The following is a 22,158-nucleotide window of genomic DNA, read 5'->3' as shown; positions in this document are numbered from 1 at the left end:
GTTCGTTGTTGTTGTCGATTCTGTCGTCGATGTTTGTGTCCCAGAAGAAAGCAAAACCCGGTCCCTGATGCACAAAGCGAGCCGGGAACGGTTCCCGTCTCGCTCGGGAGGGACTCCCGATACAGCGCCGGGATCGGTTTCTAGACTGGCTTCACCTACAACGAGGAGACAGTCCATGTTCCTGAAACAGCCCCACGTTCCCGTCCGGCACGCCGTTGCGCTGGCCGTTGCCGCCACCCTCTCGCTCGGTGCCACCAGCGCCACGGCCGTGAAGCCTGTGACCTGGAACGACATCGCCAGCGACGACAAGACGGGGCAGGACGTGCTGAACTACGGCCTCGGTCTGAAGACCCAGCGCCACAGTCCGCTCAAGCAGATCAACGCCCGCAATGTGGATCAACTCGTGCCCGCCTGGAGCTTCTCCTTTGGCGGCGAGAAGCAGCGTGGCCAGGAAGCCCAGGCGCTGGTGCATGACGGCGTGATCTACGTGACCAGCTCCTACTCGCGCATCCACGCGCTGGATGCGAAGACCGGCAAACAGCTCTGGATGTACGAGCATCGCCTGCCCGACGACATCCGCCCCTGCTGCGACGTCGTGAACCGGGGCGCAGCCATCTACGGCAACAAGGTCTTTTTCGGAACCCTGGACGCCCGCATGATCGCCCTCGACCGCACCACCGGGAAGGTTGTCTGGAACGAGAAGTTTGCCGACCACAAGGTGGGATACACGATGACTGGTGCGCCAAACATCGTCAAGGAGAAGAACGGGCGTGTGCTGCTGATCCACGGCTCGTCGGGCGACGAATTCGGCGTGATCGGCTATCTGTACGCACGCGATCCGGAGACCGGAGCGGAAGTCTGGGCCCGTCCGTTCGTCGAAGGCCACATCGGTCGCAACGACGGCAAGGACAGCACCCCCACCGGCGACGCCAAGGCGCCGAGCTGGCCGCGCGACAAGGACGGCAAGCTGGTCGATGCCTGGAACCATGGCGGTGGCGCACCGTGGCAGTCGGCGGCGTTTGACCCAGAGACCAACACCATCGTCATCGGTGCCGGCAACCCCGCCCCCTGGAACACCTGGAAGCGCACCAAGGAAGGCGACGACCCGCAGAACTGGGACAGCCTGTTCACCTCGGGCCAAGCCTATGTGGACGCCACGACCGGCGAACTCAAGGGCTTCTTCCAGCACACTCCAAACGACGCCTGGGACTTCTCGGGCAACAACTCGGTGGTGCTGTTCGAGTACAAGGACAAGGACGGCAAGCTGGTCAAGGCCAGCGCACACGCCGACCGCAACGGCTTCTTCTTCGTCACCGACCGGACCAAGCTGGCCACCGGCGCCGGCTATCCGAACAAGCCGACCTCACTGATCAATGCGTGGCCGTTCGTGGACGGCATCACCTGGGCCAAGGGCTTCGATCTGAAGACGGGCCGCCCGATCGAGACCGGCAACCGTCCGCCGCAGCCGGAAAGCGGCCAGGACAAGGGCAAGTCAGTGTTCGTCTCGCCACCATTCCTGGGCGGCACGAACTGGATGCCGATGTCCTACAGCCCTGACACCGGCCTGTTCTACATCCCGGGCAACCACTGGGCAATGGACTACTGGACCGAGAACCTGACCTACAAGGCCGGCTCCGCCTACCTCGGCCAGGGCTTCCGCATCAAGCGGCTGTTCGACGACCACGTCGGCGTACTGCGTGCGATCGATCCGAAAACCGGCAAGATCGTCTGGGAACAGAAAGAGAAGTTCCCGCTGTGGGCCGGCACGATGACCACCGCCGGCGGGCTGCTGGTCACCGGCACGTCGGACGGCTACATCAAGATCTTCGACGCGAAGAACGGCAAGGAGCTGTGGAAGTTCCAGACCGGCTCGGGAGTGGTGTCGGTGCCGATCACCTGGGAACAGGACGGCGAGCAGTACATCGGCCTGTCGTCGGGCTATGGGGGCGCCGTGCCGCTGTGGGGCGGTGACATGGCCGACCTGACCAAGCAGATCACGCAAGGCGGCAGCTACTGGGTCTTCAAGCTGCCGAAGTCGGCTGCCAAGGTGGCCAACAAGTGAAGGCCGCACCGGCATTCCTTCAGGGAGTAACCGGTGTCCTCGGAGGGCTGGCGCTGGCCGCCGGGTTGTGCGGGCCAGCCCCTGTGGCCGCACAGTCCGCTTCGACGTCAGCGCCCGAACCCGAGGTCACGGTCATCAACGGCTGCCGCCTGTGGCCCTACGCCCACTGTCCGGGGACGGACCTGCGCCACGCCAACCTGGTCGGCAAGGACTTGCGCGGCGTGAATTTCAGCGGCGCCAAGCTCTCGCGGGCCAACCTGCGCAGCGCCAACATGGCGGGCGCGTTGCTGGACGGTGCCGACCTCACCGCGGTCCAGGCCTATGCGCTCAACGCACCCGGTGCCTCGTTTCGCAACGCCCGGATGGTCGGAGCGAACCTGGAAATGGCCCGCATGTTCCGGGCCAACTTGTCAGGGGTCGACCTGACAGCCGCCAGCCTTGAAGCGGCCCGCATGAACCTGGTCTGGTTCGTCGGGGCCAAGCTCACAAGCGCCAACCTGCAGGAAACCAAGTTCGTTGGCAGCAACCTGCTGAACGCGGACCTCGAAGGTGCGGTGCTGCGCTACACGATCTTCCCGGATGCCAACTTGGAGGGCTGCAACGGCTGCCCGAAGGATTGGTGATGTACAGGACCATGACCCCGCGTCTGACGTTGAACACCGTTCGAGGCTGGCTGCTGGCCACGGCGACGGCCGCCTGGCTGTGTGCGCCGACCCCGGCAGCGGCACAAGACCTCAACCCCTACCGCGGCCAGACTTCCGTACACGAAGCCGGTCGCCAGGCCTACAACCAGCATTGCGCCGAATGCCATGGCAACGATGCTAGGCAGTCGGTCGCCGAAGCCCCGGACCTGCGCCGGCTGGACAGCTTCTGTCGCCGCCTGCGGGATCAGGCGCTGAAAGCCGACTGCACCGCGGACGTCGACCGCTACTACCTGCGCTCGGTCCACGAGGGCAAGGTCCGCGCCGGCGTGGTCCACATGCCGGCCTGGAAAGGCGTGCTGACCCCCCAGGAGATCTGGTCGATCCGCACCTACGTCGAGACGCGCCCGATGGACCCGCCAAAGCGGACCACCTCGGTGGATGCGCAGCGGGCCGCCGGGGAGCGGTGAGGCCACAGCGGACGCATGCTCCAGGACGGGACACCGCCTGCGGACCTTCCCTGTGTCGGGAACTTTTCCCTGTCCTGTCGGGAAGGGACTGCTTACCGTCGTGCATCCTGAACTTTTTGTCCGTCATCCGCCATGCACACCACCGCCCGCCATCCACTCCCGATCCGCCCGCTGTTCGCTGCACTGCTGCTGACGGGATTCACCTGGTCATCGCAAGCCCAGGTCGCCTATGTGTCGAGCGAAAAGGACCACAAGCTGACCATCGTCGACCTGAAGACGCAGGCGGTGACGGGCACGGTGGCGACCTGCAAGCGTCCGCGGCACATGGTCATCACGCCGGATGGCAAGCAGCTGATGGTGGCCTGCGGCGACTCGGGCCAGGCCGACGTGATCGACCTGGCCACGCGCAAGTCGGTGAAGAAGATCGGGCTGGGCGATGACCCGGAGATCTTCGATCTGACGCCGGACGGCAAGACGCTGTACGTGTCGAACGAGGAGGATGGGGCACTCGGTGTCGTCGACCTCGCCACCGGCAAGCGCACCGGCGAGATCAAGGTCGGCGAGGAGCCCGAGGGCGTGCTGGTCAGCCGCGACGGCAAGACGGTCTACGTCACGTCGGAAGTCGCCAGCCTCGTGCATGTGATCGACACCGCGACCGGCAAGGTGACGAAGAACATCAAGGCCGGCAAGCGCCCGCGACGCTTCGCGATGACGCCGGACGGCAGCCAGCTGTGGGTGACGAACGAGCTGGGGGCGAGCGTGACGGTGATCTCGACGGCCGATCACAGCGTGCTGGACACGATCAAGTTCGAGGTCAAGGGCGCCCGTGCCGCCGACATCACGCCCGTGGGCATCACGATGAGCGCGGACGGCAAGCGGGCGTTTGTCGGGCTGGGCAAGGCGAACCATGTCGCGTTCGTCGATGTGGCGAGCCGCAAGACGACGGACCTCGTGCTGTCGGGCAAGCGGGCGTGGGGGCTGGCGCTGAACAAGGCGCAGGACCGGCTGTATGTGGCCAACGGGCTGTCGGACGACATGACGATCATCGACGTTCCCGGAGCCAAGGCGCTGAAGTCGGTGGCGGTCGGGCGGGTGCCGCACAGCATCGTCGTGGTGGAGTGATCCCCCCTCTCAAGTGACCGTGATGCCGTACTTGCGCAGCCGGTAGACCAGTTTCGGGCGGCTGATGCCCAGCAGGCGGGCCGCCCGCGCCAGGTTGCCCTTGGCCTCGGTCACCGCCGCCCGCAGCATCGTCACCTCGGTTTCGGCCAGACCCGGCCGGGCGTCCGGGGTCGGAGAGGCCTCGTCAGGCGCGCCCATCCGCGCGATGTTGCCGTTACGCTTGAGGACAAACGAGGACATGTCGATCTCCTCGCCGGTCGTGAACAGGTGGCACAGGTCCAGTGCCCCGCCCTCGTCGGCCAGGATCACCGCCCGCTCGATCATGTTCTCCAGCTCGCGCACATTGCCCGGCCACTCGTAGCCGAACAGCGCGTCCACCGCCCGCTCGCGGAAGCCGGTGATGCGCTTGTCGTGCTTCTTGGCCAGCCGCTGCAGGAACCAGTTCATCATCAGCGGAATGTCGTCGCGCCGGTCGCGCAGCGGCGGGATGTGGATCGGGAAGACGTTGAGGCGAAAGAACAGGTCTTCGCGGAAGGTGCCTGCCGCCACCGCGTCGCGCAGGTTGACGTTGGTCGCCGCCACGATGCGCACATCGACCTTGCGCGTGCGCGAATCCCCCACGCGCTCGATCTCGCCCTGCTGCAGCGCCCGCAGCAGCTTGCCCTGCGCGGTCAGGCTCAGCGTGGCGATCTCGTCGAGGAAGAGCGTGCCGCCGTCCGCGCGCTCGAAGCGGCCCGGGCGCGAGCTGGTGGCCCCGGTGTAGCCGCCCCGCTCGACGCCGAACAGCTCCGACTCCATCAGGTGCTCGGGAATCGACGCGCAGTTGACCGCCACGAACGGCCGGTCGGCGCGCTTGCTCAGGCGGTGCAGGCTGTTGGCGAAGACCTCCTTGCCGACGCCACTCTCGCCGAGAAAGATCACGGTGGCCTCGGTCGGCGCCACCTTGTTGACCGTGTGGCAGACCATGTTGAAGCCCGACGAGATCCCGACCACGCCGAAGCTGTTCTCCGGCACCACCGACGGGCGCGCCGCCACCCGGCGCGTGGCCGGGAGCGGTCCGTCCGTCTGGCGCGACGGCAGCGGCTGCAGCGACTGCACCGACCATTTGGCGAAGTCGCCGATCTTCAGGAAACGCAGGTCGTCTTCGGCGTCGCCCCACTCCTCCACCGGCTTGCCAATGACGCGGCACTTGGCGTGGCCCATGCCCCGGCACTCGAACTCGCGCCACAGGATGGGCCGCCCCATGAAGGCGCTGGTGTAGCCGCAGGCATAGCCGATCAGCATCCAGCACGCCGGCGCGGTGCCGATGCCGTAGGTGGCGATGTGGGCCTCGGCCTCGGCGCAGTCGGTCAGCAGGAAGTCGCCGAAATAGCGGCCCTGCTCGACATCGATGTCCAGCGCCACCGGCTCGCAATGCACGATGCCCTCCAGCGCCACGAGCTGCGGCCCGGCCAGGAAATCGTCGTTGGTGTTGGAGCCGGAGCGCACCTTGCGCGCCATCGCGGCGTCGTGCGTGCCGGCCTGGTAGCCGATGCGCGTGACCAGCCCGCGCGCGGTTTCCGGGCCCAGGCTCTCGATCAGCTCCTGGCGCAGCGAGCCCAGCGAGCTGATGTGCATGAGCATCATGCGCTGGTCGTCGAGCCAGATGCGGCCCTGCTGCGGCGCGAAGCGCAGCCGCTTGGCCAGATCGTGGATGGCGGGAACGCGGATCTCCCCGGGGCTGGCATGCGACCCCGGCCCCTGGCCCTGCCGAGGCCCTGATCCTTTTTTCATGTCGTCCTTGGCCATGCTTTCCTCGACCGCCTGCCGTGTCCGATGAGCGTACCCGATCCGTTCAGAAAAACCGGTCGAAGTGGATCTGCTCGAAAGGCACGCGGTGCCGCAGCATCAGCACCTCCTGCACCGCCTGCACCATCGGCGGCGGGCCGGCGAAATAGAACTCGAAGCGCGCCAGGTCGGGCGCCAGCGCACGCTCGACCTCCTCGTGGATGAAGCCGGTTCGCCCGGTCCAGGCGGGCTGCGCCTCGGGCGACGACAGGACCACCGTGGACGAGAGCCGGTCGCCGGCCAGCCCGTCGAGCACCTGCGTGCTGCCGAGGTCGGCCTGGGTCCGCACGCCGTGGAAGAAGCGCACCCGCCGTGTCCCCGCCGCCTGCGCCAGCACGCCCCGGGCAATCGACAGCATCGGCGCCAGCCCGGAGCCCCCGGCAATGCAGACGATGTCGCGGTCGTTGTCGTCGCGCAGGTGGGCGTGCCCGTAGGGGCCGTCCAGCGGCAGCGCGTCGCCCACGGCGACCGTGTCGAACAGCGCTGCGCTGCCCGCACCGCCCGGCACCCGGCGGACGATGAACTGCCAGACGCCGTCCGCGCCGGGCAGGTTGGACATCGAGTACGCCCGCGCGCCCACCGTGCCGAGCGGGTACAGCAAGGCGTACTGGCCCGGGCGGAACGTGGCCCCGGCGCTGACCTGCACGGTGAACTCGCTCATGTCGGGCGACAGCGCCCGCCGGGCCAGCAGCCGCGCCGTCTGCCGCACGGGCGCCACCACCGGCCGGTAGCTGTCGTCGCAGCGCACGCGGATCGTGCAGTCGCCGACCGGGCGGGACTGGCAGGCCAGATGCTTGCCGCGCTTGCGGTCGCGCTCGGACAGCCCCGGCGCCTGTGGCCAGAGCGTCTGCAGCTCCCCGGCCACCAGCTCGAACCGGCAAGCCCCGCACCCGCCGACGCTGCACTCGTGCGGCAGCCCGACGCCGGCGCGCAGGGCCGCCCGCAGCAGCGTGTCCTCCCCGGGCGGCAGGTCGAACGACACGCCGCCCTCGATGGCCACCCGGTGCGTCTGGCCCGCAGCGCTCACAGCCCCGCCCCGTGCCGGAACTCCCGCCCAGCGGCACTGGCGCGCTCCGCCAGATCGGCCGCGTCCGGCAGCTCGGCGCAGTAGGCGGCGATGGCCTCGTCTGCCATGCCCTCCCATTTGCGCACCCAGGCGCCCAGCACCTCGGCATTGCCGTCCTGGGCCAGCGCGAACCGCACCAGTGCGGCCGCCCAGTGGCGGTGCCGCTGGGCATCGGCGAGCTGGGCGTCGGCGAGCATGCCCAGCAGGGTGTCGCCGTTCTGGCGCGCCACCTGCCCGAGGCCGCGCAGCACCGTCTCCTCGACCGCCGGCCGCACCACCAGGTTCAGCGCCACGAAGGACTCGCCCCAGTCCCAGGCCACCAGCGCGTGCTCGACCAGCCGGCGCCAGCCCTGCCACGCCGGGTCCTGCTCCCAGCGCTGGCGCTCGCCGGTGCCGAAGCCCAGGTCGGGGAAGGTCAGCGACAGCTCCTTGGTGCGGTACGCGGTGTGCGTGAGCCAGCGCAGCGCATCGGCGGTCTGGTAGGCCGCGCAGTTCGAGATCGTCGAGGCCGGCGCCATCTGGGCCAGGTAGGCCGAGCCCATCTGCAGCGTGTGGAACAGGTAGCGCGCCGGCGTGTAGAACCGCGCCAGCGTGGCCGCCCAGGCCGGGTCGAGCATGCGGTCATGCCCACGGGCCGAGAACTGGTCGAGCAGGCCGAAGACGTAGGTCTCCTGGCCGTCCTGCAGCATGTTGTAGGTGCGGTAGACCATCTCGTCCGGATCGCGGAAGGCGTTCCAGTCGGTGTGCAGCAGCGGCGAGGCGTTGCGGTGTTCCTTGTACCAGCGCGCCATCGCGAAGTTCGGATCCAGCTCGAACGGCGCCTCCGGGTTGTCGGTGGTGAAGTGCAGGTTGGTCGAGACGATCTCGTACTCGCTGGGCTTGCGGCGGCGACCGGCCAGGTGGCTCCAGGTCTTCAGCGGCTTGAGGATGTCGGGTTGCATGGCGTGTCTCCTCTTGGAATGTCAATGCGTCACGGCGTCATGGCGTCACAGCGTCATGGCGTAATAGAAGCGGACCTGGTCTTCCGAGGTCTCGATGCGGCCGGCGAACGAGCTGAGGTTGACCTCCAGCTCGGACATCCGGAACGGCCGACCGAGCGCCTCCTCCAGCGTCGTGCGGCGCAGGATCAGCTCGCCGTCGGTGTCGATGCGGACATAGGCCAGCTTGTCGTCCACGCGGATCTCCTTGCCGGGGTTGTCCAGCTCGGCGGCCTCGACGACGGCCTCGGTGATGGGGCTGGCGCGCAGCACGGGGCCGACGCGGTTGTTGCGGTAGCCCTGTGAGGCGGGTTGGCTGCTCATGGTGAATCTCCTTGCGGGATCGCGGAATGCAGGGTTCGGGTTCAGGCGGCGGCGAACTCGGGCCGCACGCCCTCGACCGCGACCAGGATGTCGTCGCCGTCGAGCTTCACGGGGTACTGGGCCAGCCGGCACTTGCCAGGGTTGATGCCCTCGCCGGTGCGGGCGTCGAAGGTCCACTGGTGGGCGCGGCACATCACGACGCGGCCGTCGAACTTGCCTTCGGCCAGCGGGATGTCCTGGTGCGGGCAGATGCCCTGGAAGGCGCGCAGCTCGCCACCTTCCGGCCAGACCAGCACGATCACGTGCTCGCCGACCTCGACCTCCAGCATCTCGCCTTCCCACAGGTCGTCGAGCGTTCCCACCTTCTGGAATGTCATGGGGGTGTCCATGGGCACCTCACTCGTCGCAGAAGATGAATTCGAGCGACTCCATCGGCTGGATGTCGGTCTCGCACAGCTTGGCCTGGCGCGGGAAGAACGAATCGCTGCCCTGGCGCCGCACGCGGATGACCTTGTCAGGACGCGGCGCCACGCGCCGACCGACCGAGTGGTACGCGGCGGCGGCGGCCACCTCGTCCATCGAGTGCTCGGTGTCCACCGGCAGCAGTTGCAGCACGAAGTCGTACTGGAAATTGGAAATCACGGGAAAGAGGGCCATGTCGGTCTCCACTCAAGCGGTTCAGGCGGTACTCAGGCCGCACGCCGGGACAGGCGCGGGTCGCGGTAGGCGTCCACCCAGGCGTAGCCATGGGCGTCGTCGCCCATTTCGCCCGGGGCCAGCCCCATGTACTGCAGCGCGCCCATCAGGTTGGGCGGCTGGATCTGCCCGGCCAGGAAGCGGTCCACCAGCGTCAGGTGGTCGCGGTAGCGCACGGGATCCTGCTGGAACACCCAGCGGTCGATCTCGGAGTTGAAGTGGTAGGTGCGGCCCTGGTAGGTCAGCGGGTAGTCCTTGACGTTCCAGCCCTTGCCCGGGATGGCGCAGATCGGGATCTGGCTCATGTTGCAGACGATCGGCAGCGTCTCCGGCATCGTCAGCTCCTTGCGGCCCGCCAGCAGGTTGTCGATGATCACGTCCCAGGCCTGACCGAAGCTGTCGTTCCAGCCGGGGTACTTCTCCTCCAGCCAGTCGCGGCAGTCCGGCGTCACGCCCGCCGCCGGGTTCCACCACAGCGTCGGCCGCCAGTACCACAGGCCCATCTGGTAGGCGTGGTGCTGGTAGTCGAACTCGTGGATCATCTGGTCCCAGTACCAGGGCAGGTCGAGTCCCAGGTCGATCAGCGTGCGCTCGAACTGGCCGACGATCCACTCCAGCATGAACTCCTTGAACGACTGCTTGCGGTGGGCCAGCGGCGTCGCGTAGTCCATCGAGCTGCCGGTGAGCAGGCTGAACAGCCGCCAGGCGCGGGCGATGGCCACATCGACCAGCTTCTGCGCCTCCTCCTTGTGGCCATTGGCGATCAGGATCTGCAGCGCCGGGCCGCCGATCTGGGCGTGGCGCGATTCGTCCGTCTGGATGCTGGAGATCAGGCTGGCGAAGGTGAAGTCGCCCGCCTCGGCCGCATCCGCCGCCAGCCCGAGGAACTGCATGTTGGTGAAGCCGGTCTCGAACGCGAAGGTCAGCATGACCGCGATCTCGACCGCGCTGCGCGACAGGAACAGGTCGTCGAAGGTGTGGCGGGCAGCGATCGCGCCCCACTCGTTGGTGTGGTACGCCTTGTGCGCCCAGTCGAACTGCCGGTCCTTCGAGCAGTAGGCATGCGGGAAGTACAACTGCAGTTGGGCGTGCCGGTTCTCGTCGAGCATGCCGAAGGTGGCCATGTTGCGCATGCCCGGCGCGCGGCCGAAGCGGGTCATGCGGGCTTCGGCGCTCATCGCCGCGTATTCGCCCAGCGCGATCGCACCGTAGTGCGACTTCAGGATCGACAGCCAGCCCGGGTCGGCGTCCTCGAACATGCGGCTGCGCTCCAGCGCCGCCTTGACCGAGTAGGCCCCGGCGTCCTTCTCGCGCTGAATGCGCACGTATTCGGAATAGGACGCCTTGTACGGCTCGTCGTAGGTCTCCCACTGCGCCATCGGCACGCCCATCGCGCCGCTCATGACATCAGGGAAGAGTTCGGACTCGGCCACATAGCCCGGGGTCCAGTTGGTGGCGCGGGCGATGTCGTACCAGGCCGCACGTTCAAGTAACGCCATGGGATGTCTCCTCGTTGGGAATGGTGATCTCGGGCCCCGGCGCGACGGAACTCACGCCGTGACGTGGTCTGTTTAGCAAGGCAGATGCCAGCGACGCGGCCAGATGCAGCGCGTGCGGCGTCAAATATCTCGAGATTTGGCCAATCCCTTGGGAAGACTTGGTAGTTTCCCCAGCACCGCAGAACAGGCCATGGCCAGGCCCTCCTGTCGCGCTCTGGCCTCGATCAATCGATCGATTGGTGAATTCTTGAGGGGATTGTGCCCACGGCAGATGTGATGATTTGGTGACTTCACGGGCCGTGCGGTTGACCGTACAACGGCGCAGCGGCTCCCGGCTGAATCACAGATTATCGAGATTTCAGTGGATTGACGCCTGACGCGCCAAAACCCACCTCAGGGCCCGACCTGCCCTGGAAACACCCACAGCAACGCCGCCGTCATCACCAGATAACGCCCGAACTTCCCGATCGCCATGTAGAACACACACGGCCAGAACGGCAGCTTCAGCCACCCCGCCACCGCACACAGCGGATCGCCCACCACCGGCAGCCAGCTCAGCAGGCAGGCCTTGGCCCCGAAGCGGCGCAGCATGGCCAGCGCGCGGTGGTCGGCAGCGGCGCGGTGGGTGACATGCTCGTAGGCCTTCTCGGCACCAAAGCCCATCCACCACGAGATCGCCCCGCCGATCGTGTTGCCGGCCGTGGCCACCAGCACCGCCGGCCAGAACAGCTCCGGATTCAGTTTCACGAGACCGAACACCGCCGGCTCCGAGCCCAGCGGCAGCAGCGTCGCCGAGACCAGCGAGACGATGAAGACAGTGCTGAGGCCGAACTTCGGCAGCGCCAGCATCACCAGCAGAGAGTAGATCCAGGCTTCCATGGCGGGCATTCTGCTTGAAGGGCCCCGGCGGGCCTCGGCCGGTGGAAAAACGCACGCCGCTATACTCCTGCCTCCTTTTTCAGCACATCCCCGCCCTTCCCCCGCCCTCCTCCCCCATGCGCATCGGCTCCCTCACCCTGCCGAATCGCCTGTTTGTCGCGCCCATGGCGGGCGTCACCGACCGGCCGTTCCGCCAGTTGTGCAAGCGACTGGGGGCGGGCCATGCCGTCAGCGAGATGGTCACCTCGCGGCCCGAGCTGCGCGACAGCCTGAAGACCTCGCGCCGGCTGAACCACGAAGGCGAAGTCGCGCCGATCGCCGTGCAGATCGCCGGCACCGACGCCGAGATGATGGCCGAGGCCGCCCGCTACAACATCGACCGCGGCGCGCAGATCATCGACATCAACATGGGCTGCCCGGCCAAGAAGGTCTGCAACAAGTGGGCCGGATCGGCGCTGATGCAGGACGAGACGCTGGCGCTGGACATCGTCGCGGCGGTGGTCGAGGCCGCCGCGCCGCACGGCGTGCCGGTCACGCTGAAGATGCGCACCGGCTGGTGCAACGAACAGAAGAACGCGCTGGCAATCGCCCTCGGCGCCGAGGCGCGCGGCGTGGCGATGGTCACCGTGCACGGCCGCACCCGCGAGCAGGGCTACAAAGGCGAGGCCGAGTACGCCACGATCGCCGCCGTGAAGGCCGCGCTGCGCATCCCCGTCTGCGCCAACGGCGACATCACCAGCCCGCACAAGGCCCGCGCCGTGCTGGACGCCACCGGCGCCGATGCGCTGATGATCGGCCGCGCCGCGCAGGGGCGGCCGTGGATCTTCCGCGAGATCGCGCACTACCTCGACACCGGCACGCTGGCCGAGGCGCCGCCGACGCTGCAGGTGCGTGACTGGCTGATCGAGCACCTGCACGACCACTACAGCCTCTACGGCGAGCGCGCCGGCGTGCGCACGGCGCGCAAGCACATCGGCTGGGCGGTGCACGGCCTGCCGGGCGGACGCGACTTCCGCGCCCGCATGAACCTGATCGAACACACGGCGGAGCAGGCGCAGGCCGTTCAGGCGTTCCTGGGCGCGCTGGCCGACGTCCACCCGTCCTGGCCGCAGACCGCCGCCACCGCCGACACAGAAGAACAAGCCGCATGAGCACCAGCCCCTCCGAACACAGCCCCATCGACCTGTCGATCCGCGAGATCCTGGCCGTCTATTTCCGTGACCTGGAGGGCACCGAGCCGCACGCGCTCTACGACATGGTCGTCAAGGCGGTGGAGCGCCCGCTGCTGGACGTGGTGATGGAACAGGCCGAGGGCAACCAGAGCCGTGCCGCCGAGTGGCTCGGCATCAACCGCAACACGCTGCGCCGCAAGCTCGTCGAGCACAAGCTGATCGACTGACGCCCGCCGAGCGCCTTCGCCCCGCCCCGATTCCCCGCATCCAAACGACCTCCTGAGTCTGCCCATGACCACTGCCCTCCTTTCCGTCTCCGACAAGACCGGCATCGTCGAGTTCGCCCGCTCGCTGCACGCCCACGGCATCAAGCTGCTCTCCACAGGCGGCACCGCCAAGCTGCTGGCCGAGTCGGGCCTGCCCGTCACCGAAGTCAGCGAGATCACCGGCTTCCCCGAGATGCTCGACGGGCGCGTGAAGACGCTGCACCCGCGGGTCCACGGCGGCCTGCTGGCCCGGCGCGACGTGCCGGCCCACATGGCGGCGCTCAAGGAGCACGGCATCGACACGATCGACCTGCTCATCATCAACCTCTACCCCTTCGCGCAGGCCACGGCCAAGGCCGACTGCACGCTGGAAGACGCGATCGAGAACATCGACATCGGCGGCCCGGCGATGCTGCGCGCCGCGGCCAAGAACTGGCAGGACGTGGGCGTCGTGATCGACCCGAGCGACTACCCGCAGGTGCTGGCGGAACTCGCCGCCTCGAACGGCCAGAGCCTGACGCGCAGCACAAAGTTCATGCTGGCCAAGAAGGTGTTCTCGCACACCGCCGCCTACGACGGCATGATCAGCAACTACCTGACCGCGCTGGAAGCCGGCTCGGAAGAAGCGACCGAAGCCGTCCCCGCCCGCGCCGAATACCCGAGCGTCTTCAACCTGCAGCTCCACAAGGTGCAGGGCATGCGCTACGGCGAGAACCCGCACCAGTCGGCGGCCTTCTACCGCGAAGCCGCGCCGGCCGCCGGGCTGCTGTCCGGCTGGCACCAGATCCAGGGCAAGGAGCTGAGCTTCAACAACATCGCCGACGCGGACGCCGCGTGGGAATGCGTGAAGGCCTTCGACGTGCCCGCCTGTGTCATCGTCAAGCACGCCAACCCGTGCGGCGTGGCCATCGGCGCGACGCCGCTGGAGGCCTACCAGAAGGCACTGAAGACCGACCCGACCAGCGCCTTCGGCGGCATCATGGCCTTCAACCGCCCGATCGACGCGGACGTGGTGAACGAGATCAACGCCAACAAGCAGTTCGTCGAAGTCGCCATCGCCCCGGCCTTCACGGCCGAGGCCCGCGCCGCCTACGCCAGCAAGACCAATGTGCGTCTGCTGGAGGTGCCGGTGGCCCAGGTGTCGAACGCGCTGGACTTCAAGCGCGTCGGCGGCGGCATGCTGCTGCAGTCGGCCGACACCATCGACATCGTCGGCGGCGAGGTCAAGGTGGTCACCCAGCTGCAGCCGACCGCGCAGCAGATGGACGACCTGCTCTTCGCCTGGAAGGTGGCGCGCTTCGTCAAGAGCAACGCCATCGTCTTCTGCAAGGACGGCATGACCATGGGCGTCGGCGCCGGCCAGATGAGCCGCCTCGACTCGGCCCGCATCGCCAGCATCAAGGCCGGCCACGCCGGTCTGACGCTGCAGGGCACGGCCGTCGCGAGCGATGCGTTCTTCCCGTTCCGTGACGGGCTGGACGTGGTCGTGGACGCGGGCGCCACCTGCGTGATCCAGCCGGGTGGCTCGATGCGCGACAACGAAGTCATCGCGGCCGCCGACGAGCGCGGCATCGCGATGGTCTTCACCGGCACGCGCCACTTCCGCCACTGAACCCGGGCCGCGACAGGACGCCCGGATGCGCATCCTCGGGATTGATCCGGGCCTGCAGGTCACCGGCTTCGGCGTCATCGACGTCGACGGCCAGCGGCTGAGCTACGTCGCCAGCGGCACCATCAAGACGGCGGAAGCCCCGCGCGGTGACCTGCCGCAACGCATCCGCATCATCTTCGAAGGGGTGCGCGAAGTGGTGTCGACCTACCAGCCGGACACGGCCACGGTCGAGATCGTCTTCGTCAACGTCAATCCGCAGAGCACCCTGCTGCTCGGCCAGGCACGCGGCGCGGCGCTGGCCGCACTGGTGTCCTCCAGCAGCACGCTGACCGTGTGCGAATACACCGCGCTGCAGATGAAGAAGGCCATCGTCGGCCACGGCCACGCGAACAAGGTCCAGGTGCAGTCGATGGTGCAGCGGCTGCTGCAGTTGCCGGTGCTGCCGGGCAAGGACGCCGCCGACGCGCTCGGGCTGGCGATCACCCACGCCCATGCGGGCAGCTCGTTCGCCGCACTGGCGCAGGGCGGGACACTCAACCGCAAGGCGCACGCGCAGTATCGGGGCGGGCGGAGCTACTGAGCGAGCCCGCGCGGGCTACAGCGCCAGCGCCAGACGCTCCAGCAAGAGCACCGCGACGAAGGCCAGAGCGGCGATCACCGTCCAGCGGATGATGGCGATCGCCCGCCGCCGCCAGATGGCCTGTCCGGTCGCCAGATAGAGCCCGAAGCTGAGCAGCCCCGACACCAGCAGCAGGAAGACCAGGACACGAAAGACCATCATCGCCGTGTCTCCTGCCTCACCAGGCCGGGGCGAGTTCCGCCATGCCTCGCGGCGCGAGCCTCTCGTCGGGGAAGGTCACGATCTCCCAGGCCGTCTCGTCGGCGAGCAGCTTGCGCAGCAGCTTGTTGTTCAGGGCGTGGCCGCTCTTGAACGCGGTGTAGTCGGCCAGCAGCGGCTTGCCGCAGACGTGCAGATCCCCGATGGCGTCGAGGATCTTGTGCTTCACGAACTCGTCGTCGTAGCGCAGCCCCTCGGCATTGAGCACGCGGTAGTCGTCGACGACGATGGCGTTGTCCATGCTGCCGCCCAGGCTCAGGCCACGCGAACGCATCATCTCGACGTCCTTGGTGAACCCGAAGGTGCGCGCGCGGGCGATGTCCTGCTTGTAGCGGCCGGTGGCGAAATCGAACACCACGCGCTGGCCGGTGGCGTCCACGGCCGGGTGGCCGAACTCGATCTCGAAGCCGAGGCGGTAGCCGTGGTGCGGTGCCAGCCGGGCCCACTTCAGCGCGCGGCCTTCGCCTTCGCGGATCTCGATCGCCTTCTTCACGCGCAGGAACTTCTTCGGCGCGTTCTGCAGCGCGATGCCCGCGCTCTGCAGCAGGAAGACAAAGCTGGCGGCCGAGCCGTCCAGGATCGGCACCTCGTCGGCGGTGATGTCGATGTAGAGGTTGTCGAGGCCGAGGCCGGCGATCGCCGACAGCAGGTGCTCGATGGTCTGCACCTTGGGGGCACCGGGGTCACCGCCGGGAGAGATCGTCGTGGCCATGCGGGTGTCGCAGACCGACTCCGGTGTCACGGGGATGTCCACCGGGTGCGGCAGGTCGATGCGGCGAAAGACCAGCCCGGTGTCCGGTGCGGCGGGGCGCAGCGTCAGTTCGACCTTCTGGCCACTGTGCAGACCGACGCCGACAGCACGGGTCAGGGACTGGAGGGTTCTTTGTTGCAGCATCCGTGCATTCTGGCAGCGAAAAAGCCCGGTGTCCTCTGAAGGACACCGGGCCAGACAGGGCACGGCGGGGAGCGGGTCAGCGAGTCAGCGGATCAGTCGGCCTGCTTGCGCAGGAACGCCGGGATCTCGATCTCTTCCATGCCATTGGCCGCCAGCGCATCGACCTTGGCAGAGGCCTGGGTGCGGTTGGGCCGCCACACGCTCGGGGCGCTGGCATGGCTGGGGCTGACGAGCGGATGGGTCAGCACGGGGATGTTGTCCGTGCCGGTGCGGTGGCCACCCGAGGGCTGGACCACCTGCATCGGCGCCACACGCTGCTGCGGGATCTGCTGTTGCTGCTGCTTGCCGGCCGGAGCCAGGCCGGTGGCGATCACGGTCACGCGCAGCGCGTCGCCCAGGCTCTCGTCATAGGCGGTACCGTAGATGACGTGGGCCTCTTCGGCAGCGTAGCGACGGATGGTGGTCATCGCGTTGCGGCTCTCGGAAAGCTTGAAATTCTGCTTGCTCGCGGCGATCAGCACCAGCACGCCACGCGCGCCGGACAGGTCGACACCTTCGAGCAGCGGGCAGGCCACGGCGGCTTCGGCCGCCTTGGTGGCGCGGTCCGGGCCGCTGGCAGTGGCCGTGCCCATCATGGCCTTGCCGGGCTCGCTCATCACCGTCTTGACGTCCTCGAAGTCGACGTTGACCAGGCCGGGGATGTGGATGATGTCGCTGATGCCGCCGACGGCGTTGCGCAGCACGTCGTTGGCTTCGGCAAACGCCTCTTCCTGCGTGACGTCGTCGCCCAGCACTTCGAGCAGCTTCTCGTTGAGCACGACGATCAGCGAGTCGACGTTGGCTTCGAGTTCGTTCAGGCCGACATCGGCCTGCTTCATGCGGCGCGGGCCTTCGAAGTCGAAGGGCTTGGTCACGACGCCGACGGTCAGGATGCCCATGTCCTTGGCCAGACGCGCGATGACCGGGGCAGCGCCGGTGCCGGTGCCGCCGCCCATGCCGGCGGTGATGAACACCATGTGTGCGCCTTCCAGCGACGACTTGATGCGGTCAACGGCTTCTTCGGCAGAGGCTTTTCCAGCTTCGGGACGCGACCCGGCACCCAAGCCGGTGTGTCCCAATTGCAACAAAGTGTGTGCCTTGGAGCGGTTGAGCGCCTGGGCATCGGTGTTGGCGCAGATGAACTCCACTCCCTGCACCCCGCGGTTGATCATGTGATCGACCGCATTGCCACCGCCGCCACCCACGCCGATCACCTTGATCTGCGTGCCCTGGTTGAACTCTTCAATCATCTCGATACCCATGCCGCTCTCCTTGCATCTGAATTACATCAGAAACTCTTCAAGAACCAGTCCCGTGCCTTGCCGAACAAACCCAGCCCTGTGCCGCTGGGTGGATTCGACCTCAATCCCCGCATGCGCGCCAGGCGCGCCTCCTCCAGCAAGCCCATCGCCGCCGAGGCGCGGGGACTGGCCACCATGTCGTGGAGGGCTCCGCTGTACGTCGGAATCCCCATGCGCACGGGTTTGAGGAATATGTCTTCTGCCAGTTCGATCATGCCCGGCATCACCGCAGAGCCACCGGTCAGCACAATGCCAGAAGACAGCAGCTCCTCGTAGCCACTGTCCCGGATCACTTGCTGAACCAGCGAAAAAATCTCTTCTACCCGCGGTTCGATCACGCCCGCCAGCGCCTGTCGGCTCAGCACCCTTGGTACCCGGTCGCCCAGGCCTGGGACTTCGAGCTGTTCGGAGGGGTCAGCCAGCAATTGCTTGGCCACCCCGAACTCGATCTTCACGTCCTCCGCATCCTTGGTCGGGGTGCGCAGGGCCATGGCGATGTCGCTGGTGATCAAATCCCCCGCAATCGGTATCACTGCAGTATGACGGATTGCCCCGTCCGTGAATATCGCCACATCGGTGGTGCCCGCCCCGATATCCACAAGCACGACACCGAGGTCTTTTTCATCCGGTGTCAGCACCGACAGGCTCGACGCGCTCGGATTCAGCACCAGTTGCTCGACTTCCAGCCCGCAGCGCCGCACGCACTTGACGATATTCTCGGCCGCGCTGAAGGCGCCCGTGACGATGTGCACCCGCACCTCCAGACGCTCGCCGCTCATGCCGACCGGCTCGCGCACCTCCTGGCCGTCGATGACAAATTCCTGGGGCTCGACCAGCAGCAGCCGCTGGTCGTTGGGAATATTGATGGCCTTGGCTGTCTCGACCACACGGGCCACGTCGATGGCACCGACTTCCTTGTCGCGGACGATGACCATGCCGGTGGAATTGCGCCCGCGGACGTGGCTGCCGGAAATGCCGGTGTAGACACGGCCGATCTTGCAGTCGGCCATCATCTCGGCTTCCTTCAGCGCGTGCTGGATCGACTGCACGGTGGCGTCGATGTTCACCACGACACCACGCTTGAGTCCGTGCGAGGACGCCACGCCGAGGCCGGCCAGACGCATCTCGCCATCCGGCAGGATCTCGGCGACCACGGCCATGACCTTGGCAGTGCCGATATCGAGTCCGACGACCAGATCGTTGTATTCCTTGGCCATTCGAGTTCCTTGCATATCGCCTTCAATGCCCTTTGCCCGGGCGCATCGCCACCGGCGTCGTGCCCATGCCGGCCAGCCTCAGGGCGTAACTTTCACTGTGCCGCAGGTCGGCATACTCGATCGCCCGGTGTTCGAAGCGGGCGGTGATGTGGCCCACGGACTGGACAAACCGTTGGGTGCGCACGACGATCCGGTCGGATTCTCCGCGCCCGAGTTCCAGCAGGGAGCCTTGTTCGAGTTGCACCCGCCATGAGCCCCGGTCGCTCAGCACCACCCGGTCGATGCGCTGGCGCAGCGGTGCCAGCACCGGCGACAGCGTCCGCCACATCGTCATCACCTGCAGCGAGGTTCCGGTCGGCCCTTGCAGCGTCGGCAGATCATCCTCCTCGACGTCGCCGAGGTTGGCCTCGAACAGCTCGCCGTGGGTGTTCACCAGCAGGGGCTCCGCACCCTCGCGTGCCCAGTAGGCCACCGGCCGGTGTTCCTCGATGCGCACCACCAGGTCGTGCGGCCAGACGCGCCGCACCTCGGCACGTCGCACCCAGGGCACCGACTCGAACGCCGTGCGTGCCTGCGCGAGATCCATCGTCAGGTAGCTGCCCTGGAGCAGCGGCGACACATGCCGACGGACCGACTCCGCGCTGTTGTGGGCCACCTCCCCCTCGACATGGATCTGCCGCAGGTTGAACCAGGGCGAACGCGCCGCGCTGTCCACCAGCACGGCCAGTCCCGCGAGCAGCACCAGCACCAGCAGCACATTGGCGCCGGTGCGCATCAGCCGGACATCGATCGGCATGCCCGGCGGGGCCGAACCGGATTTGCTGGCCGTGTTGGCCGTGACGGAATGCGCGCGCATGCTGTCCCGTCAAGCCGGCTGGATCGGTGCAGGCCGTGCGCTGTCGAGCCGTGCCGACGCCAGCACGCGCAGGCAGAGCTGCGGATAGTCGATGCCCGCCGCGCGGGCCGACATCGGCACCAGCGAGTGGCTGGTCATGCCGGGCGAGGTGTTGATCTCCAGCAGGAAGGGCTTGCGGTCGCTGGCGCGCACCATCAGATCGGCCCGGCCCCAGCCGCGGCAGCCCAGCGACCGGTAGGCGGCCAGCACGATGCGCTGGATCTCGCGCTCCTCGGCCTCGGGCAGACCGCTCGGGCACAGGTAGCGCACGTCGTCGGTGAAATACTTGTGCTGGTAGTCGTAGCCGGCCTCGGGCGGCACGATGCGGATCACCGGCAAGGCCCGGGCGTCGGCGCCTTCCCCCATGACGGGACAGGTCAGCTCGTCGCCCTGGATGAACTCCTCGCCAAGCACGTCGGGGTCGAAGCGCAGCGACTCGGCCACGGCGGCGTGGAGCTTGGCGGCATCGGTCACCTTGGTCACCCCGATGGAGGAGCCTTCGCGCGGCGCCTTGACCACCAGCGGCAGCCCCAGCTGCGCCGGCAGGGCGGCGATCGCGTCCGCGTCCTGCTGCCCCGGAGCCAGCCAGACATGGCGCGGCGTCGGCAGGCCCTCTGCCAGCCAGAGGCGCTTGGTCATGACCTTGTCCATCGCGATCGCCGAGGCCATCACGCCGGAGCCGGTGTAGGGGATGCCCATCATCTCCAGCGCGCCCTGGACGCAGCCGTCCTCGCCGTGGCGGCCGTGCAGCGCGATGAAGCAGCGCGCGAAGCCTTCGTCCTTCAGCGCCTGCAGGCTGCGGTCGGCTGGATCGAAGGGGTGGGCATCCACCCCCAGCGAGCGCAATGCCTGCAGCACGCCCGCGCCGCTCATCAGCGAGACCTCGCGCTCGGCGGAGGTCCCGCCCATCAGCACCGCCACCTTGCCCAGCGTGTTCACATCCGTCATGCCTGTCCCCCGACCAGTTCCACCACCCGCGCCGGCACGCCACCGATCGTGCCCGCCCCCATCGCGATGACCACGTCGCCGGCCTGCGCCTGCTCGACGATGGTCTGCGGCAGCTCGGCGATGTCGTCGACGAACAGCGGGTCGACCTTGCCCGCCACACGCAGCGCGCGCACCAAGGCGCGACCGTCCGCCGCGACGATCGGCGATTCGCCCGCCGAATACACCTCGGTCAGCAGCACGGCGTCGGCGGTGCCGAGCACCTTGACGAAGTCCTCGAAGCAGTCGCGGGTGCGGGTGTAGCGGTGCGGCTGGAACGCGAGCACGAGACGCTGGCCCGGAAACGCACCGCGCGCGGCGGCGATCGTGGCCGCCATCTCGACCGGGTGGTGGCCGTAGTCGTCGATCAGCGTGAAGCTGCCGCCGCTGGTGGCCGGGTGGTCGCCCCAGCGCTGGAAGCGCCGGCCGACGCCGCTGAACTTCGCCAGCGCGGTGACGATGGGCGCGTCCGGCAGTTCCAGTTCGGTCGCGATGGCGATCGCCGCCAGCGCGTTGCGCACGTTGTGCTCACCGGGCAGGTTGAGCGTGATGTGCAGGTCGGCCAGCGCTACGCCATTGCGGCGCTGGCAGGTGAAGCGCATCTGCCCGCCGGGCAGCGCCTGCACGTCCACGGCGCGCACCTGCGCATCCTCGCCCAGGCCGTAGGTGATCACCGGCCTGGAAATCATCGGCATGATCGAGCGCACGCCAGGGTCGTCGCTGCACAGCACCGCGGCGCCGTAGAACGGCATCTTGTGCAGGAACTCGACAAACGCCTGCTTCAGCCGCGCGAAGTCGTGGCCGTAGGTGTCCATGTGGTCGGCGTCGATGTTGGTGACGACGGCCAGGATGGGCAGCAGGTTCAGGAAGGACGCATCCGACTCGTCCGCCTCGACGACGATGTAGTCGCCCGAGCCGAGCGCCGAGTTGGCTCCCGCCGCGTTCAGCTTGCCGCCGATGACGAAGGTCGGATCAACCCCTGCCTCGGCCAGCACGCTGGTGACCAGCGAGGTGGTGGTCGTCTTGCCGTGGGTGCCAGCGATGGCGATGCCCTGCTTCAGGCGCATCAGCTCGGCCAGCATCACGGCGCGCGGCACCACCGGGATGCGCTGGGCACGGGCGGCGATCACCTCGGGGTTGTCGCCCTTCACGGCGGTCGAGGTCACCACCGCCTGCGCGCCGGCGATGTGCGCGGCGTCGTGGCCGGTGTGGATGCGGATGCCGAGTTCGGCCAGCCGGCGCGTCACGGCGCCGTCCGACTGGTCGGAGCCGGAGACCACATAGCCCAGGTTGTGCAGGATCTCGGCGATGCCGCTCATGCCGGCGCCACCGACGCCGACGAAATGGATGTGCTTGACCGCGTGTTTCATGCCGGG

Annotated in this window: 23 protein-coding genes; 8 read left to right on the top strand and 15 right to left on the bottom strand. The window is 67.8% G+C overall.

Features of this window, described 5'->3' with window-relative positions; translation table 11 throughout:
- Positions 1-175: 175 nt before the first annotated feature.
- From U5O44_RS03010 to U5O44_RS02995, 4 genes are all read left to right on the top strand, one after another.
- Positions 176-2,062 carry a methanol/ethanol family PQQ-dependent dehydrogenase gene (locus U5O44_RS03010; protein ID WP_322586973.1) on the top strand — a complete coding sequence of 629 codons (1,887 nt, stop codon included), beginning with the start codon at positions 176-178 and terminating at the stop codon, positions 2,060-2,062.
- A gap of 83 nt (positions 2,063-2,145) precedes the next feature.
- Positions 2,146-2,685 carry a pentapeptide repeat-containing protein gene (locus U5O44_RS03005; RefSeq protein ID WP_322586972.1) on the top strand — a complete coding sequence of 180 codons (540 nt, stop codon included), beginning with the start codon at positions 2,146-2,148 and terminating at the stop codon, positions 2,683-2,685.
- A gap of 29 nt (positions 2,686-2,714) precedes the next feature.
- Positions 2,715-3,173 (top strand): c-type cytochrome, encoded by a 459-nt coding sequence (locus U5O44_RS03000; protein ID WP_322586971.1) that lies wholly within the window; start codon positions 2,715-2,717, stop codon positions 3,171-3,173.
- 132 nt (positions 3,174-3,305) lie between these two features.
- The gene (locus U5O44_RS02995; RefSeq protein ID WP_322586970.1) at positions 3,306-4,295 is read left to right on the top strand and encodes a PQQ-dependent catabolism-associated beta-propeller protein; all 990 of its coding nucleotides are present in this window, start codon (positions 3,306-3,308) and stop codon (positions 4,293-4,295) included.
- Between the two features lie 9 nt (positions 4,296-4,304).
- Here U5O44_RS02995 and U5O44_RS02990 read toward each other — a convergent pair whose 3' ends face one another.
- From U5O44_RS02990 to U5O44_RS02955, 8 genes are all read right to left on the bottom strand, one after another.
- Positions 4,305-6,068 carry a sigma-54-dependent Fis family transcriptional regulator gene (locus tag U5O44_RS02990; RefSeq protein ID WP_322587108.1) on the bottom strand — a complete coding sequence of 588 codons (1,764 nt, stop codon included), beginning with the start codon at positions 6,066-6,068 and terminating at the stop codon, positions 4,305-4,307.
- Positions 6,069-6,129: 61 nt separating this feature from the next.
- A complete protein-coding gene (locus U5O44_RS02985) occupies positions 6,130-7,149 on the bottom strand; it encodes a 2Fe-2S iron-sulfur cluster-binding protein (protein ID WP_322586969.1) in 1,020 nt (339 codons plus the stop codon).
- Positions 7,146-8,129: an aromatic/alkene monooxygenase hydroxylase subunit beta gene (locus U5O44_RS02980; protein ID WP_322586968.1), complete on the bottom strand. Its 984-nt coding sequence runs from the start codon at positions 8,127-8,129 to the stop codon at positions 7,146-7,148. Before U5O44_RS02980 ends, U5O44_RS02985 begins: the two co-directional genes overlap by 4 nt.
- 45 nt (positions 8,130-8,174) lie before the next feature.
- Complete coding sequence (locus U5O44_RS02975; RefSeq protein ID WP_322586967.1) at positions 8,175-8,489, bottom strand: MmoB/DmpM family protein; 315 nt, start codon at positions 8,487-8,489, stop codon at positions 8,175-8,177.
- A gap of 41 nt (positions 8,490-8,530) precedes the next feature.
- On the bottom strand, positions 8,531-8,866 hold the full coding sequence (locus U5O44_RS02970) for a monooxygenase system ferredoxin subunit (RefSeq protein WP_322587107.1): 336 nt from the start codon (positions 8,864-8,866) through the stop codon (positions 8,531-8,533).
- Positions 8,867-8,885: 19 nt separating this feature from the next.
- Positions 8,886-9,146 (bottom strand): toluene-4-monooxygenase system B family protein, encoded by a 261-nt coding sequence (locus tag U5O44_RS02965; RefSeq protein ID WP_322586966.1) that lies wholly within the window; start codon positions 9,144-9,146, stop codon positions 8,886-8,888.
- Positions 9,147-9,178: 32 nt separating this feature from the next.
- Positions 9,179-10,684 (bottom strand): ferritin family protein, encoded by a 1,506-nt coding sequence (locus tag U5O44_RS02960; RefSeq protein ID WP_322586965.1) that lies wholly within the window; start codon positions 10,682-10,684, stop codon positions 9,179-9,181.
- 393 nt (positions 10,685-11,077) lie between these two features.
- Positions 11,078-11,563, bottom strand: coding sequence for a YqaA family protein (locus tag U5O44_RS02955; RefSeq protein ID WP_322586964.1), 486 nt, complete (start codon positions 11,561-11,563; stop codon positions 11,078-11,080).
- A 116-nt stretch (positions 11,564-11,679) separates the two neighbouring features.
- On the opposite strand from U5O44_RS02955, the gene dusB reads away from it, so the two are divergent.
- The 4 genes from dusB (at position 11,680) to ruvC (ending at position 15,193) form a co-directional block, all read left to right on the top strand.
- A complete protein-coding gene (gene dusB, locus U5O44_RS02950; protein ID WP_322586963.1) occupies positions 11,680-12,714 on the top strand; it encodes a tRNA dihydrouridine synthase DusB in 1,035 nt (344 codons plus the stop codon).
- Positions 12,711-12,962 (top strand): helix-turn-helix domain-containing protein, encoded by a 252-nt coding sequence (locus U5O44_RS02945; protein ID WP_322586962.1) that lies wholly within the window; start codon positions 12,711-12,713, stop codon positions 12,960-12,962. Before dusB ends, U5O44_RS02945 begins: the two co-directional genes overlap by 4 nt.
- Positions 12,963-13,026: 64 nt before the next feature.
- Positions 13,027-14,613, top strand: coding sequence for a bifunctional phosphoribosylaminoimidazolecarboxamide formyltransferase/IMP cyclohydrolase (purH, locus tag U5O44_RS02940; RefSeq protein ID WP_322586961.1), 1,587 nt, complete (start codon positions 13,027-13,029; stop codon positions 14,611-14,613).
- Between the two features lie 25 nt (positions 14,614-14,638).
- A complete protein-coding gene (gene ruvC / locus U5O44_RS02935) occupies positions 14,639-15,193 on the top strand; it encodes a crossover junction endodeoxyribonuclease RuvC (protein WP_322586960.1) in 555 nt (184 codons plus the stop codon).
- 15 nt (positions 15,194-15,208) lie between these two features.
- On the opposite strand, the gene U5O44_RS02930 is transcribed toward ruvC, so the two are convergent.
- The 7 genes from U5O44_RS02930 to murC all read right to left on the bottom strand — a co-directional run bounded on the left by U5O44_RS02930 (position 15,209) and on the right by murC (position 22,152).
- On the bottom strand, positions 15,209-15,391 hold the full coding sequence (locus U5O44_RS02930) for a hypothetical protein (RefSeq protein ID WP_322586959.1): 183 nt from the start codon (positions 15,389-15,391) through the stop codon (positions 15,209-15,211).
- 19 nt (positions 15,392-15,410) lie between these two features.
- Positions 15,411-16,346, bottom strand: a complete 936-nt coding sequence (gene lpxC / locus U5O44_RS02925) for a UDP-3-O-acyl-N-acetylglucosamine deacetylase (RefSeq protein ID WP_322586958.1) — start codon at positions 16,344-16,346, stop codon at positions 15,411-15,413.
- A gap of 92 nt (positions 16,347-16,438) precedes the next feature.
- Positions 16,439-17,647 carry a cell division protein FtsZ gene (gene ftsZ, locus U5O44_RS02920; protein WP_322586957.1) on the bottom strand — a complete coding sequence of 403 codons (1,209 nt, stop codon included), beginning with the start codon at positions 17,645-17,647 and terminating at the stop codon, positions 16,439-16,441.
- A gap of 26 nt (positions 17,648-17,673) precedes the next feature.
- Positions 17,674-18,903 carry a cell division protein FtsA gene (ftsA, locus tag U5O44_RS02915; protein WP_322586956.1) on the bottom strand — a complete coding sequence of 410 codons (1,230 nt, stop codon included), beginning with the start codon at positions 18,901-18,903 and terminating at the stop codon, positions 17,674-17,676.
- Between the two features lie 22 nt (positions 18,904-18,925).
- The gene (locus U5O44_RS02910; RefSeq protein WP_416222118.1) at positions 18,926-19,618 is read right to left on the bottom strand and encodes a cell division protein FtsQ/DivIB; all 693 of its coding nucleotides are present in this window, start codon (positions 19,616-19,618) and stop codon (positions 18,926-18,928) included.
- Positions 19,619-19,768: 150 nt separating this feature from the next.
- Complete coding sequence (locus U5O44_RS02905; RefSeq protein WP_322586954.1) at positions 19,769-20,746, bottom strand: D-alanine--D-alanine ligase; 978 nt, start codon at positions 20,744-20,746, stop codon at positions 19,769-19,771.
- Complete coding sequence (murC, locus tag U5O44_RS02900; RefSeq protein ID WP_322586953.1) at positions 20,743-22,152, bottom strand: UDP-N-acetylmuramate--L-alanine ligase; 1,410 nt, start codon at positions 22,150-22,152, stop codon at positions 20,743-20,745. The genes U5O44_RS02905 and murC overlap by 4 nt, the downstream gene beginning before the upstream one ends.
- Positions 22,153-22,158: the final 6 nt, after the last annotated feature.

It is taken from the genome of Sphaerotilus sp. (genome assembly GCF_034519685.1).
Lineage (GTDB): Bacteria > Pseudomonadota > Gammaproteobacteria > Burkholderiales > Burkholderiaceae_C > Sphaerotilus.
This window is presented reverse-complemented; position numbering and strand designations above follow the sequence as displayed.